The 15,191-nt window shown below is 51.5% G+C and carries 14 protein-coding genes; 1 reads left to right on the top strand and 13 read right to left on the bottom strand.

The genetic code is table 11. The annotated features are described in order from the left end of the window. The 3 genes from NNO02_RS20000 to NNO02_RS19990 form a co-directional block, all read right to left on the bottom strand. A partial coding sequence (locus NNO02_RS20000; protein WP_271455565.1) for a type VI secretion system contractile sheath small subunit occupies positions 1-270 on the bottom strand: 270 nt, incomplete at its 3' end. A gap of 534 nt (positions 271-804) precedes the next feature. Continuing rightward, positions 805-2,664 (bottom strand): bifunctional glutathionylspermidine amidase/synthase, encoded by a 1,860-nt coding sequence (gene gss, locus NNO02_RS19995; protein ID WP_271455564.1) that lies wholly within the window; start codon positions 2,662-2,664, stop codon positions 805-807. Between the two features lie 152 nt (positions 2,665-2,816). Then, positions 2,817-5,105 carry an FdhF/YdeP family oxidoreductase gene (locus NNO02_RS19990; RefSeq protein WP_271455563.1) on the bottom strand — a complete coding sequence of 763 codons (2,289 nt, stop codon included), beginning with the start codon at positions 5,103-5,105 and terminating at the stop codon, positions 2,817-2,819. 218 nt (positions 5,106-5,323) lie between these two features. Here NNO02_RS19990 and yghU point away from each other — a divergent pair, with 218 nt between their 5' ends. After that, on the top strand, positions 5,324-6,190 hold the full coding sequence (yghU, locus tag NNO02_RS19985) for a glutathione-dependent disulfide-bond oxidoreductase (protein ID WP_137382583.1): 867 nt from the start codon (positions 5,324-5,326) through the stop codon (positions 6,188-6,190). 96 nt (positions 6,191-6,286) lie between these two features. On the opposite strand, the gene hybG is transcribed toward yghU, so the two are convergent. The 10 genes from hybG to NNO02_RS19935 all read right to left on the bottom strand — a co-directional run bounded on the left by hybG (position 6,287) and on the right by NNO02_RS19935 (position 15,052). Next, the gene (hybG, locus tag NNO02_RS19980; protein WP_048213216.1) at positions 6,287-6,535 is read right to left on the bottom strand and encodes a hydrogenase maturation factor HybG; all 249 of its coding nucleotides are present in this window, start codon (positions 6,533-6,535) and stop codon (positions 6,287-6,289) included. 30 nt (positions 6,536-6,565) lie between these two features. Then, positions 6,566-6,907, bottom strand: coding sequence for a hydrogenase maturation nickel metallochaperone HypA (hypA, locus tag NNO02_RS19975; protein WP_045447504.1), 342 nt, complete (start codon positions 6,905-6,907; stop codon positions 6,566-6,568). Beyond that, positions 6,900-7,388 carry a hydrogenase-2 assembly chaperone gene (hybE, locus tag NNO02_RS19970; protein WP_271455562.1) on the bottom strand — a complete coding sequence of 163 codons (489 nt, stop codon included), beginning with the start codon at positions 7,386-7,388 and terminating at the stop codon, positions 6,900-6,902. Before hybE ends, hypA begins: the two co-directional genes overlap by 8 nt. Next, positions 7,381-7,875, bottom strand: a complete 495-nt coding sequence (locus NNO02_RS19965) for a HyaD/HybD family hydrogenase maturation endopeptidase (protein ID WP_271449640.1) — start codon at positions 7,873-7,875, stop codon at positions 7,381-7,383. The genes hybE and NNO02_RS19965 overlap by 8 nt, the downstream gene beginning before the upstream one ends. Further along, entirely contained in the window at positions 7,875-9,578 is a 1,704-nt protein-coding gene (gene hybC, locus NNO02_RS19960; protein WP_003828353.1) for a hydrogenase 2 large subunit, read from the bottom strand. Before hybC ends, NNO02_RS19965 begins: the two co-directional genes overlap by 1 nt. Continuing rightward, positions 9,575-10,753, bottom strand: a complete 1,179-nt coding sequence (hybB, locus tag NNO02_RS19955; RefSeq protein ID WP_005123144.1) for a Ni/Fe-hydrogenase cytochrome b subunit — start codon at positions 10,751-10,753, stop codon at positions 9,575-9,577. Before hybB ends, hybC begins: the two co-directional genes overlap by 4 nt. Further along, complete coding sequence (gene hybA, locus NNO02_RS19950; protein ID WP_271449641.1) at positions 10,743-11,729, bottom strand: hydrogenase 2 operon protein HybA; 987 nt, start codon at positions 11,727-11,729, stop codon at positions 10,743-10,745. Before hybA ends, hybB begins: the two co-directional genes overlap by 11 nt. Positions 11,730-11,731: 2 nt before the next feature. Beyond that, positions 11,732-12,850, bottom strand: a complete 1,119-nt coding sequence (gene hybO / locus NNO02_RS19945) for a hydrogenase 2 small subunit (RefSeq protein ID WP_016154493.1) — start codon at positions 12,848-12,850, stop codon at positions 11,732-11,734. 188 nt (positions 12,851-13,038) lie between these two features. Beyond that, positions 13,039-13,326, bottom strand: a complete 288-nt coding sequence (locus NNO02_RS19940) for a DUF2623 family protein (protein WP_271455561.1) — start codon at positions 13,324-13,326, stop codon at positions 13,039-13,041. A gap of 85 nt (positions 13,327-13,411) precedes the next feature. Next, a complete protein-coding gene (locus NNO02_RS19935) occupies positions 13,412-15,052 on the bottom strand; it encodes a methyl-accepting chemotaxis protein (RefSeq protein WP_271455560.1) in 1,641 nt (546 codons plus the stop codon). Positions 15,053-15,191 lie beyond the last annotated feature (139 nt).

Below are 15,191 nucleotides of genomic sequence, written 5' to 3'. Positions count from 1 at the left end.
GGTGTCCTCACTGCCGTCATCAGCAAGCGTATTTTTAACAGTGAGGTCGACTCTGGGGGAATAATCAGAAAGAACAGCATCGAAATTGTTTTTAGTTATATTGGTTTTTTCACGTCCGGATAAGGGTAAGAATTCCTGACCATTACTGAAATCACCTGCAACCAGTAATTTCAACGGCAATTCTGTTTTCTTGCTCGCCCCGCCGGTATGCAGGTCAAGTTTTAGGTTAACGCGTGCCTTTGGCACCTCATTCTGGAAACTGTCAGCCATCTCATCATCCCTCTGTTTATCGCTGTACACACTCGTCACACTACAGTTCTTTACAGACGATAATAGAATAATGAGCTGCANAAAATCAAATAATCAGATCTTTGACCTTAAATAAGGAAAATCTTAAGCATTTTACTCTATTNAATAATNAGAAATTACTCGTTTTGGCAGAAAAACACGCCACAATTAACGCCTGACACACGCATTTATATCGAAAGAGTCGAAATTAGCAGAGCGTTATTGGAAGTTCGATTTTAATTTGATGTACATCAACACTTAAAATATGAAAAACCCCATCAAAAAACAGAGGGAAATTCATATATAGAATGGGTAAATAAAAAAGATTGGAGAATAGATTTGATATATAAAACATCTTAAAATCGCCAGCGCGTGGTCCACGATTTTATGTAATAGGTTTCAGCAGAAAAACTAATCCAATTAGTGAGCCTGCTAAAACATGGTTTTTGGAATATTCAAGATCGCTCATATATGAATACCCCGCAATGGCAATACCACCACTACGGGGTCACGAACTTACTCCTTCACCACAATCAACGGCTCGATATCACTCTCTTTTTTAATCACCAGCGACTCGTCACCGCGCAGGCAGGTCCCGCCGTAGTTACCACCTACGGTGAAGGTACAGACCTGAATATATTTACCGGCAACCTTTGGCAGACACCAAAGTTGCTGATAAATGTTTTTCTGCTCGGCAAACTTACCGCTGGTTTTATCCAGCAACTCTTCCTGGTGGCTAACCAAATCGATGTTGTTACCGCAGCGCCCAGCTATCGGTTTCACCGCATAACCCGTTTTCGCCAGCTCATCATTCACCGTGAAATCCGTATCCAGCAGATAGCGATGATGAGGGAAGAGCTGCCACAGAATCGGCAGAATCGCTTTGTTCCCTGGAATCACTGTCCAAAGTGGTTCAAATACCAATACTTCCGGGCGCAACAACACGTCTATCAAGCGCACTTCCTGCTGAGTATGTCCGGTACGAATCGGCACAGCCGCATATTCAGTTTCACTCACCTCACGCACCTGTTCAATCGCGGTTTCCCACGCCCAGGTTTTCCAGACACAGTTCACCAGACGACCGTCACCATCAATCAACTGGCCCGCATCATCCCACCGCAATTCGTCCAGACCACGCAGGATCTTACTTTCGAAACCAGCCTGGTGCAGAGCCTGCTGCATAAACTGCGCATGGTAGTTTTCCTCAATATCCTTATCCTGCATGATATGAACGAAAGGACGCGCACGGCTGTGTTTCCATGCCCCCGCCAGTTCATTAATCAGTCCTTCTGCCGGGTTGTGCCCATGCCCGGTATAACCCCGCTCAGCCCATCTTTCGAGGATCAGACCGGCTTCGGTATGGCAGGATGCGGAATCGGCGTTGTACTCGTACACTTTCAACCCACGCTCATCCATACAGAAATCCATGCGCCCCGTAATCATATGATGACGACGCCGCTGCCAGGATAAGCGCAGACGCGGCCAGAGGATTTTCGGGATATCAAACAGCGCCAGCAGGTTATCGTCTTTCAGTACCTTGTCGGTAGCGTGCAGATACATCAGGTGCAGTTCGTTGGTCGCTTTAATCAGCTCCTGCTCTGCACTTTCGGTAATCGTAAAGTACTGATGCGGATCCTGATTGATCACATGACCGTTCGCCAGCACGTAGGCTTTTTGCAGCGGGTCCTGCTCATCGAGCCACTTACCGTCAAACTGCCCGTTATCTTCCAGTCGTGCGCCGCCAATTTTCAGCGAGTCATTGGCGAACTCCGGCTGCGGCAGGCTGTGACGAGTGTCGTCAGTCTGGATCATCCAGCCAAGGATGGTGGTGTCATCAAAAGTGTCACGCAGCGTGTAGCAGCCATTTTCCACTACCATTTCCAGCTCGCGTGTCCACTGCTGCCCTGGCGGCAGCGGCGTATGAATCACGTTCTGCTCGGCAATACGGATTTTGTTTTCCAACAATTGGGTGACGACTGCCACATGCCCGGTGTCTTTAAATTCGCCGCCTTTCTGCCAGATAAGCAGAGCACCTGCAACCGGCGCACGAGGCGAACCATTCGGGAATGCCTGTAACGGCAGGATATTGTCATTCACCACTTCACGCAGGAAGCGCAAGGAGAAGATCTCCCATGCCATGCCCACATCAGTGAAGACCATGCCATAGTTGAGGAAGAGAAAACGGCGTGCAAATTCTACACACTGCCATTTGTGGCCCATATATTCGTCGTCGATATAGCTACGAAAAGCAGCATCATCGTCGTAGTCCCGTGGGTCGAGGGAGCTGTAATCTGAAGAGTAGATTGCTACGCCGCCTGGGGCGTAGCCCAATAATGTCCCGAATGGGGCATCCTGACTGGTCGTTCCTTTGCTCATGCACCTTACCTCAAAACAATACAGCCTGAGCAGGTTGGCGTGAATTTTTCGCTCTGATTGCCTGCTCTGCGACACTAACCGGACAGAGGTCGACCTATCATACACCTCAACGCAGCGGCTGGCGCTCAGAGGCGAAAAATTCACAGCAGGAACTACGCTTTCTTCAACGTCACCGGTACGCTTTTATACGCAGGGGTTAAGCTTTTAGTGTCTACCGCATCCAGCGACAACAACACATTCGCTTCCGGCAGATAAGCACCAATAGAGCCCGCTGCCATGTTGTAAATCACCACCGTTAACCCGTACATCACGCGATCGGCACAGGGCAACCCCTTATCGTCCAGCGCCTGAACGTTGACAACATCCCCCTGACTCAGCCCACGAGCAGCTGCTTCAGTGGCACTCAAAAACACCACATCGCGCCGACCGGTAATACCTCGATAGCGATCGTTCATGCCATAGATAGTGGTGTTGTATTGATCGTGACTGCGCAACGTAGCCAGAACCAGCGCGTCAGCAGGTTGGTTTTCCCGCACCACGGCCCGTTGGCGGCTGACGATAAAGTTGGCTTTACCATTCTCCGTATGCCATTCACGACGTGAGGCTGGTGTATCCATACGAAATCCGCCAGGAGCAGTAATACGCGCATTGTAATCGCGGAACGCCGGAATCACAGCTTCAATGGCATCGCGGATCAGCGCGTAGTTTCCAGCTAACGTCTCCCAGTTCACCGGCGAGTGAGGCAGCGTGGCGCGTGCCATTGCCGCCACAATTGCCGGTTCAGACTTTAACCATTGCGAAGCGGGTTTCAGCCCACCACAGGAGGCGTGTACCATCGACATTGAATCCTCGACGGTCACCGACTGAATGCCTGTCGCTTGCAGATCGCGTTCCGTTCTGCCCAATGCGGGTAGCAGATAGTTATGTTTAGCCAACAGCAAATGCGATCGATTAAGCTTGGTTGCGATATGGACCTGCATATCGAGTTTTTTCATCGCGGCGAAGGTACGCTGTGGTTGCGGCATCGCCACCGCCAGGTTTCCCCCCATGCAGATAAGCGCTTTCGCCTCTCCCCGCTCAATTGCCCGAATACTCTCCACGCTGGAGCGGCCATGCTTGCGCGGAACGCGGATAGAGAAATGCGCTTCCAGGCGTTGCAAGAAGTCTTCGGATGCTGCCTCGTTAATCCCCACAGAACGGTCACCCTGCACGTTCGAGTGGCCGCGCAGCGGGCAGATCCCTGCGCCCTGCTTGCCCATATTACCTTTCAGCAACAGCAGATTGATCAATTGCTGAACGTTCTCAGTACCGTTTTTATGCTGGGTGATCCCCAGACCGTAGCAGATGATAGTCGCGCGGGACTTGTTGTAACTGTGTGCCAGGTCTTCCATCTGGCTTCGCGTCAGGCCGGAGTCCAATTCCAGCGTCGCCCAGCTACACTGGCGTAAATCGTCATACAGCGCCGAATAGCCTTCGGTATGTTCATCGATAAAGGCATGATCGAGACAAGGTTGTCTGTTCAACAAGATCCGCGCTTCATCCATTTCGATCAGCGCCTTCATGATGCCTTTAAGCAATGAGGCATCACCGCCCATTTTGACCTGGTAGTAGTCGTTGCTGAGTTCCGTTGCCTGGCCGGTGAACATCTCTTTCGGACTCTGCGGGAAGCTAAAGCGCTCAAGCCCTCGTTCGGTCAGCGGATTGATGGAGATAATCTTAGCCCCGCGTCTGGCAACATCGCGCAGCGTGGTGAGCATGCGCGGATGGTTCGTGCCGGGGTTATGTCCTATGCAAATCACCAGTTCGCAATGGTCAAAATCATCGAGTTCAACGGTTCCTTTCCCAAGACCAATGGCTGGCGTTAGCCCCGCGCTGGTTGGTCCGTGGCACATGTTTGAGCAATCCGGAAAGTTGCTGCTGCCGTATTCGCGGGCAAAAAGTTGGTACAGGAACGCAGCCTCATTGGACGTTCTGCCTGAGGTGTAAAACTCGACCTGCTCAGCGGAATCATAGCTGCGCAGGCGCTCACCGATTTCCTGAAACGCAGTGGCCCATTCCACGGCCTGCCAGGTATCCGACGCTACATCGTATTTCATTGGATGCGTCAGACGACCTATATTTTCCAGCTCATAATCGCTGTAGTGCCAGAGTGTGGAAACCGGGTGACGGCTGAAAAATTCCGGTGACGCTTTCTTGCGGGTTGTTTCCCAGGACACGGCCTTAACGCCGTTTTCGCACAGCTCCATTGGCGCACGATGACCCGGGTCCGGCCACGCACAGCCCGGACAATCGAACCCTTTCACCTGGTTCATTTTGAACATCGCGATAATGTCGCGTACAACAGCCTTTTGCGAAAACACCGAAGCAGTGACGGCTTTTACCGCGCCCCACCCACCTGCCGGGCCCTGATAACCGCTAACTCCTGGAACACCATTTTTCATTGTTACTGCTTACTGACCGCCAATTATTGATGGTGAGTACGGTAGCAATTTCCGTCCAATATTGATTTCCTCTTCATGGAGTACAGTCTGGGTACAATGAACGGGTTAGTTTTATCTTCCCCTTTCAGCACAAAGCGACATAAAGTCCCAATCTGTTAAATTGAGTTCTACCTAGCTGCTACACTGCTTCAACACAACCACTCAGAAGGCAGGTCAACATGTCAGACAACACTTATCAGCCCGCGAAAGTCTGGACGTGGGAAAAATCAAACGGCGGTGCATTCGCCAATATCAACCGCCCGGTTTCCGGTGCAACGCATGAGAAAACGCTACCGGTCGGCAAGCATCCGTTGCAGCTGTACTCGCTGGGTACGCCAAACGGTCAGAAAGTGACGATTATGCTGGAAGAGTTGCTGGCGCAGGGTGTAAAGGGTGCGGAATACGATGCCTGGATCATTCGCATTGGCGATGGCGATCAGTTCTCCAGCGGCTTTGTTGAAGTGAATCCAAACTCTAAGATCCCGGCGCTACGCGACCATTCACAAAATCCGCCGGTACGTGTATTTGAATCTGGTTCGATCCTGCTCTATTTGGCAGAAAAATATGGTTATTTCCTGCCGCAGGATTTGGCAAAACGCACCGAAACGCTGAACTGGTTATTCTGGTTACAGGGAGCGGCCCCCTTCCTCGGTGGTGGTTTCGGCCACTTCTACAACTATGCGCCGGTTAAAATTGAGTACGCAATCAATCGCTTCACAATGGAAGCCAAGCGTTTACTCGACGTGCTGGATAAGCAACTTGCACATCATCAGTTTGTAGCGGGAGATGAGTACACCATTGCCGATATGGCGGTCTGGCCGTGGTTTGGCAATGTGGTATTGGGGAATGTCTATGATGCGGCGGAATTCCTTGATGCGGGTAGTTACAAGCACGTTCAGCGCTGGGCAAAAGAGATTGCAGCACGTCCGGCAGTTAAGCGTGGTCGCATTGTAAACCGCACTAACGGACCGCTGAATGAGCAGCTTCATGAACGCCATGATGCCAGCGACTTCGATACCAATACCGAAGATAAACGTCAGGGTTAAAATGCCTGATGGCGACGCCGGGGCGTCGCCATCAGGCCAACAAAGACGCCATACCGTAGGCTGGATAAGGCGTTTGCGCCGCTATCCGGCATAAAATCACGCGCTGGTAACGTCATACTCCATGCGGCGAAGTGCATCCAACGTGAATTTAGCTTCATCTTCGTCAATGATGCTCATGGCGAACCCTACGTGCACCAGCACCCATTGCCCAACCAGTTCGGCAGGTTCGCCTTCACAAATCAGGGCAATATTAACATCACGCTTGATGCCGCACACTTCAACCTGCGCAAGCTGGTGAATATCTTCACCAACGGCCAGAACCTGACCAGGGACTCCAATACACATATCTGACTCCGCCCCATAGCAACCTATGGGCTATTCGACTTCAATACTTTTCACTTTCAGTGAATCGCCAGCATCTACCCGCAGGCGATCGCCCTGACAGAGAGGGCACTGTGCATCATGCTGGGTGATCTCTACGACCTGACTGCAATCCCAGCACCAGGCCTGGGCGGGTTTGTAATCAATATGCAGTTCACATCCCTGCGCCAGTGTTCCCTGGCAGACGATGTCGAAACTGAAACGGACGGCACTCTCTTCAACACACGAGAGTGCCCCAATTTCCAGCCAAACGCCGGTAACGCGTTTTACATCGTGCTGCTCTGCCTGCTGCTGAATAATCTCAACCGCGCTCTGACAAAGAGACAGCTCATGCATTTTCGCAGTTCCGCCGGCCCAACAGCAGCGCACGACGCCCCATCTGCGGTGCATTCGGGTCACTTACCGGTAGCGATAACACCATCCGTGCACAATCGTCAGTCAGGCGAACGCCTTCCTGTGCCGACAGACTATGCGAAAGCGGCGACATCAGCGAGCAGGAGAGGTATTGCGATACACCATCCAGTTCACCCACGGTAAAGGTCATCTCGCCATACGGCAGACGCAACCCGATTTTTTCGCTGACTTTACGCACGGGCCAGATCTGATCCGGCCCTGGGAAAATCAGTGCACTGAGCATCCAGGGCGTGATAACGCATCCCGTCCACTGCCCTTCAAACAGCGTAAAATCAGAGACATACACCGGCATATTCGGATGCAGGAAAGAAAGATCGTGCATCGAACGCCGGGAAACCTCTTCAAACGCTGCCTGAATTTGCTGCTTCGGGGCTGTCTGAAAGCCTAAGAACTCCTCAGACATGTGCCTTCTCCCGTGGAATAGCTTCAACGCCAGACTCGCGCAGCGCAGCAAGAACCTGCTCAAGCGCAGGTTCAATCATCGCTTCAACCGTCGGTGTCAGCCCAATATGCGGTTCCAGCGATTCCGGAATGATACCCACCAGGGTCAGTTTTTTCGGAAACTCGCCGGTAAAACGCAGGGCCGACAAAACGTCGGCCAGGCCAAGCTGGTGCGGTGAGATTTTGTTGGTAAACAACGCCGGAATCTCTTCGTCCCGCAGGACCATCATCGTTCCCGGCGTGTTTTTTCTCGACACAATGGCGTCAGCGATAATCAGATGATCTCTGTTCGCCATATCGCCGAGAAGCTCCATCCCAGCCGTACCACCGTCCAGAACATCAACATAGTCTGGCAGGATGTATCGTTGTTCTAATGCCTCAACGATACGTACCCCGATGGCTTCATCGGTCAGCAAAATATTGCCGACCCCTAAGACTAATATCCGCATTACAGAACCTTAACTGAGACCACTTCGTTCCCGTCAACGTCCACCACATGCACCGCACATGACATACAAGGGTCGAAGGAGTGAATGGTACGAACCACTTCCAGCGGTTTGTTTGGATCGGCAATTGGTGTACCGACCAGCGAACGCTCGTACGGTCCCACTTCATCATTAAAGTTACGTGGGCCTGAGTTCCAGGTTGACGGAACAACCGCCTGGTAGTTGCTGATAATACCGTCTTTAATCACCATCCAGTGAGAAAGCATACCGCGCGGCGCTTCAAGGAAACCTACACCTTTGAATTCGCCTGTTGCCGGGATATCCGGTTTCACGAAGGTGGTGTGGTCACCTTTACCGATGTTCACGATCAGCGCGTTGTACTGATCCTGCAGAACATTCTGCAGTTCACAGCAGTGAACGGTGCGACCAATGATACGACCCAGCGTAGAGTGCAGCTGCGAAACTTCGATGGTTTTACCCGTCAGCTTGGTGTAAATCGCGATGATTTCATTCAGCTTGGCATGAGTTGACTCGCGCTTAGCAGCAAGTTTACACAGCATGTTGGCCAGCGGACCCACTTCAACCGTTTTACCGTAGAAGGTCGGTGCTTTAACCCAGGAGTATTTGCCATCATCTGACCAGCCGGTGTAATCAGGAACCGTTGTGCCTTCCCACGGTGCCTGCGGCGCTTCGTCTTTGTACCATGCGTGTTTCGCACTCTCCTGAATCCCTTTAATCAGGTACTCATCTGAATGAGAGGTGATCGGACGATAAGTCGACAGATCGGCATCGGTGATATAACCGCCCGGGAACAGGAAGCTACCGTTTTTACCGTCAGTCGGGAATTCCGGCGCGCTCAGGTAGTTAACCGCACCCTGACCACGTTCCAGCCACTCAGGATAGAACGCTGCAATAACTGCGGTATCCACCTTGTAAACCTGCTCAACGAAGTCGCTCAGCTTATCGATGAAGGACTTGATGTACATCAGACGTTCAAGGTTCAGCACACCGAGGCCGTCGAGGTTAATTGGGTTAGCAACCCCACCTACCGCCAGGTTCTGAATATGCGGTGTTTTACCACCCAACAGCGCCACAACGCGGTTAGCATCACGCTGACATTCCAGCGCCTGCAGATAGTGTGCGACCGCAATCAGGTTCACTTCAGGCGGCAACTGCATTGCCGGGTGACCCCAACAACCGTTGGCAAAAATGCCTAACTGACCGCTGGCAACAAGGTCTTTGATCTTGTTCTGTACTTTGGTGAACTCTTCAGCACTGTTCAGATGCCAGGAAGACACGCCGTTCAGCATCGCCGAGGCTTTCGCCGGATCGGCTTTCAATGCGGAAGTAATATCCACCCAGTCCAGCGCAGAGAGCTGGTAGAAGTGCACGATATGGTCATGCGTGGTATGCGCGGCCAGAATGATGTTACGGATGTACTGTGCGTTCACCGGAACATCAATATTCAGCGCGCTTTCAGCTGCACGAACAGAAGAGATAGCGTGAGTTGTGGTGCAAACACCACAAATACGCTGAACAATCATCCAGGCATCGCGCGGATCGCGATTCTTCACGATCTCTTCCATGCCGCGCCACATGGTACCGGAAGCCCATGCTTTAGATACCACGCCATTTTCGATTTCGCAGTCGATGCGTAAATGACCCTCAATACGGGTTACCGGATCAATAGTAATTCTCTGGCTCATGCTTTGCTCGCCTCATGACGATTTTGATCGTTTTGTTTTAAAGGAGGAAGTATCGGCAGTAGACGAATGAGTACGATGTATGCACAAATCTCAATAGCCACAAAACCAATAGAAATCAACAGTTCTTCCCAGGTCGGGAAGTAGTGGTAGCCACCACCAGGATTGAATGCCACCAGCGAATAGGACAGACGCCATGTTGCACAACCCAGCAATGCGCTCAACGCGGACAGATACAGCATACGCGAGTCATTGCGCAGCTTCGTGACACGCAGCACCACCAGCGGGAAGACCATCAGCACGACTTCAATCCAGAACATCACGGAGTAAAGATCGCCTGCAAACGCATACGACAGCTTGTCGCGGTAGATCAACTCGCCAAAGCGCAGGACAACGAAAATCGCCAGCAGAACGCTAATCGTATTTGTCAGCTTGATGAACAGACTTTTCTCATCCGGACCATTACCTTTCAGACCCGCTTGTACCAACGAGCCTTCAAAAATGACGATCGAGAAGCCCATTATAAAGGCGGTTAATACAGAGAAAAGTGGCAGCATTTCATAAGCTTGCCATAGCGGATGTACTTTATAGCCCGCAGAAATCATCAATGAACCCATTGAAGACTGGTGCATGGTCGGCAGCAGCGCGCCGAGAGCAATAATAAAGAACATCACTTTATTCAAACGCTTGAGCGATACTTTCCAGCCCAGACGTTCAAACAAGGCCGGAGCAAATTCCAGCGCCATGATACCGATATAGATGGTCATACAGACCGCCGTTTCAAACAGTACCGAGTTCACGTTGAAGTGACCCGGAATGTAGAAATACGGCAGGTTCCAATAACGACCAACGTCAATGGTGATCGACAAACCACCCAGCGAGTAACCAAACAGGCTTGCCAGCAACGCCGGACGTACCAGCGGATGGTATTGCCCTCTGTTGAAAACATACACCGCCCACGCCAGCGCCCAACCACCACACGCGAAACCAGTACCGATCAACAGGTCAAACGCGATCCATACGCCCCACGGGAAACCGCCGTTCAGATCGGAAACTGACCCCAATCCGAAGACCAGACGTTTTACGATCAGGAGCATACACAGGACGATTAACGGCCCAAAAATAATGACCGGTTTGCTGATTATTCTTCCGCCCAGCGGTTTAGGATCATGACTCATGATCGTCTCCTCCATCGTGATGGTCGTTTTTCGTATTACGACGAACCAGCACGGTTAAGCCCGCCAGCGCAGCCAGGGGTAAAATCATGCCCTTATACAGGGAATGTTGAACATGTTCGGAACGCGCACCGGTTGAAAGGTCATCCAGTTTTGGCAGATCCAAATCCTCGTAAGGAACACCCGTCAGCACCATAACCTGCGTACCACCGCCTTCCTTTTCACCGTACAGGTGCGGATAGTACTTCGGTACCGTATGCAAATAGGTATCACCAGCGCTCACTGTCTGACGCGGATAGTGGTATTCGCTGCCAGGCTTCAGGGCGAGACGTTTTTTTGCCTCAGCCATCAGCTCTTCACGCGTACCAAAAATCACGGCACCGGCAGGACACACTTCAACACACCCCGGTAACCCCCCTTTGTCCAGACGTTCAACGCCTTTCTGGTTACACAGTTCACATTTATGAAGCGCACCAAACGGGTTGTTGTAGTCGTATTTAGGGACGTTGTACGGGCAGGCAACCATGCAATAGCGGCAACCAGTACAGACATCTTTGTCATAGTGGACGATGCCGGTTTTCGGGTCTTTCTTCAGCGCGGAAACCGGGCAAACGGAGACGCAGTTTGGATCGACACAGTGCATGCACTGTTTCTTAATATATGCGTAGCCGTTCTCTTCCTGGTCTTTGTTAACACCTGTTCCGCTACGCCACACCTGGATGATGTTGTTGGTGTACGGTGACAGTTTGTCGTTGTTCGACCAGGTCTGCTCGCCTTCCGGGTTACGTGCCGGGAAGTTGATATCCTGACACTTGGTAACGCAGGCCTGGCAGCCTACGCACAGCGTCGAATCATAGAGCATCCCAAGTGAACCCGGGATCGGCGGACGGTTTTCTGCAGCCGCATGACTGATGGACGGCGCAGCGCCCAACAGCAATGCCCCGCTGGAGGCTGCTTTAATAAAGTTACGTCTGTTCACGGTTATTCTCCCCGTGAGTCAGCGTTATCTTTCTTCTGCTGACGCCCCAATTCACGTACCGCCATCACGCTGACGCCGGCAACCAGTCCTACTACGCCGCCAAGCAGCCCAATAGCCCCAGCTGAAATGTTGCCGCCTTCTTTCATGTTGACATCAGGCTTCTCTGAACGCGGGGTTTGGTTTTCCACATGGGCGAGTTGGTGAATGCCTTTATGGAAACCGACACCTTCTTCGTTACAGCCGTAGCAAGGGTGACCGATCGCCACCGGCCACACGCCGCCAACATCGCAGAATTGCAATGTTGAGCAGTTGCCGTACGTTTCTGGCCCTTTACAGCCCAGATGATAGAGGCACCAACCTTCACGGTGGCCTTCATCGCCGAACTCTTTAGCAAAACGACCGGCATCAAAGTGCGGGCGACGTTCGCAGTGTTCGTGAATCAAACGACCGTAAGCAAATGTCGGACGGTTTTTGGTATCCAGCTTCGGCGGCTTACCGTAAGTGATGATATGCGCGACCGTGGCGAGGAAGTTATGTGGGTTAGGCGGACAGCCTGGGATGTTGATGATGGTTTTGCCTGGCAGAACTTCTTGCAAGCCGACTGCACCTGTTGGGTTCACACCAGCGGCAGCGACACCACCCCATGCGGCACAAGAGCCGATAGCGATGATAGCTGCTGCACCTTCGGCCGCTCTTCGGATGTGATCCACAATTGGCTCACCGGCAACCATGCAGTAAATACCATTATCTTTTAGTGGTATAGAACCATCTACCACCAGAACATATTGCCCTTTGTACTTCTCGAGAGCGTTATGTTTGTTCTCTTCGACCTGGTGGCCAAAGGCGGCAGAGAGTACCTCATGGTATTCCAGAGAGATGGTCTCCAGAACGAGGTTTTCCACTGTAGGGTGTGTCGCACGAAGCAGCGATTCAGTACAACCCGTACACTCCTGAGCACCAATCCAGATAACCGGTGGGCGCTGAGGACGAGAAACTGATTCGGCCATTTCTGCGGCGGCTTTGCTACTGAGCCCCATGGTAGCGGCCAGTGCTGCACAAAGCTTCATGAAATCACGGCGATTGATGCCGTTCGAATTGATGAGAGAATTATCTCCAGTCATTTTATTGTTATTCCGTTGCGAAGACCTGGCTTTTATTTTGCACCATTCGCATGTTGCTTATTGCGATCGGCGCGCCATTACCACACTTTTTATATGGTTATGTGCATTATAATACTTCGGCGGAGCAACAAAACGAAGGCGTAGGTCAATAGTGTAATTAATTAAAGCAAGATAATACCCCTTTTGGATCAAGCTTCGAGCCGATAGCCGGCCATGAAAAACCGAATTGTTGTACTCGACTGGTTCTCTTTGAAGAAATCCATCACCATCTCTTTATCCAGTCCGTAACGGCGCGTCAGGATCCCCGCTTCCCACGCGCTGAGCTGTCGGTCACCCGTTTTTTCAAACATTCGATGTGAAAAACCCAGAACAAAACCGCGTTTATAATCTGAACAAAAATTCGCCGCTGAACGAGCACTGTCCGCACTTGAGGCGTTCAATCCGGCCATCAGGCCCTTACCAAAATGGTTGTCCATGCATAACCTCCAATCGCTATATAATAAATTATATAGCGATTTTTTAAGCAAAGGCCAGAGGTATCACGCACTTTTTTGTGCCAGATTAAAAGGATACCCACTCGTCCGTTTTAGGCGCTGCAGAGGTTCTGCTTTCTGCGGAAGGGGAAGCGGTATTTGTCGATGCATATTGCACATCGTTAGCTGAAAGCCGGAATTGCTGTACAGAGCGTTGCAGCTCTTCCGTTTGCCGTTCCAGCGCTACTGCCGCAGCGGATACTTGTTCTACCAATGCGGCATTCTGTTGCGTCACGCTGTCCATCTGAGTGATCGCAACGCTGACCTGCGAGATACCTTTATTCTGTTCTTCAGAAGCAGAGGCAATTTGTTTCATGATGACGGTCACTTCGGTCGCGCCGCGCAGAATCGCTTCCATCGTTAACCCGGTCTCTTTGACCAGTCGAGCCCCCTGGTCGACACGACGCGACGATTCACCGATTAATGTCTCAATCTCTTTTGCCGCGCCAGCGCTACGACTGGCGAGATTACGTACCTCCCCCGCCACCACGGCAAAACCACGTCCCTGTTCACCAGCCCTGGCCGCCTCAACGGCGGCGTTAAGCGCCAGAATGTTGGTCTGGAAAGCAATGCTATTAATGACGGAGGTAATTTCTGCGATCTGTTTAGAACTGGCAGCAATACCGTCCATGGTGTCGACCACTTCAGAAACCAATTTGCTGCCTTTACCTGCTGTTTCTGTTGCGGTATCGGCAAGCTGGCTGGCCTCACGCGCATTTTCGGCGTTAAGTTTTACCGTTGCGGTTAGCTCTTCCATGCTGGCTGCTGTCTCTTCCAGCGCTGCCGCCTGCTCTTCAGTACGGGAAGAGAGATCGTTATTGCCGGTAGAAATTTCCGTAGCGCCTCGCCAGATGTTGTCACTGCCTGAACGAATCGTACTTACGGCCTCACGCAGGCTATCCTGCATTGCGCACAATAAAGGGACCAGTTGGCCTACACAGTTCCGGCCGAATTCTTCAATCGGCTGGCTGAGATCGCCCTGGGCAATCTGGCGGAACTGCTGGCGAATACGGCCGAGAGGTTTCACCATCATGGTAACGAGGTAACGATCGGTGAAGAAAAGGAGGGCAATCCCGAGGATAACGGCAGTAATAATCAGTGTCCGAATGATCGACGTTTTACCGTCTACCATAATGCGCGTCGCATCAAGTCTCTTTCCGGCTGTGGTATTAAACCGTTCAGCGCTGGCACCAAATTCACGGCTCAGTGCGGGCGTAATCGTGCTGGCATGTTCCGAAAACGCCGTCAGCGAGCCCTGCTGCGCCAGCTGCATTTGCGGTATCACGCCTTTATCCAGCAAAGCTTGCCACTTGGCCAGCACTGCTGCTGAAATTTCCGGGTCCATCGGCCCCGGAGATAATGTTTTCATCTCCTGGAGCTTTTGGCTCAGATTATCCAGCGATTGCTGGGCAGGTGTAAAATCAGGCGTTCCACCACCAATTTTGACATCCACTGCACGGCTCAGGCGTGTCACAAAGCGAAAGTACTGATCGTTACCCTGACTCAACACCGTCATCTGTTTGACGAGATGGCGATCAATATCATTCCCTTCTGATATTTTTGATAAAGCATGAAGACTGAATAAACCCACGCCCGACCAGAGCAGGCAAAAAAGTCCAAGTATTGCCAGCATGACAATACGAATAGTGAAGTTTTTCAGCAAATACATAATAATTTCCTTGCCATTGATGAGGAATTCGCCATCAGGCGATACTTCCCCTTGTTATCGGCAGGCAATGAAGAAGATATAATACGTTCTTTATTTTTTTACTTTTTTAAGTCTATCTATTATCCCTGCTGGTCATATC

It is taken from the genome of Citrobacter sp. Awk 2 (assembly GCF_028069815.1).
In the GTDB taxonomy this organism is placed as follows: Bacteria; Pseudomonadota; Gammaproteobacteria; order Enterobacterales; family Enterobacteriaceae; genus Citrobacter.
This window is presented reverse-complemented; position numbering and strand designations above follow the sequence as displayed.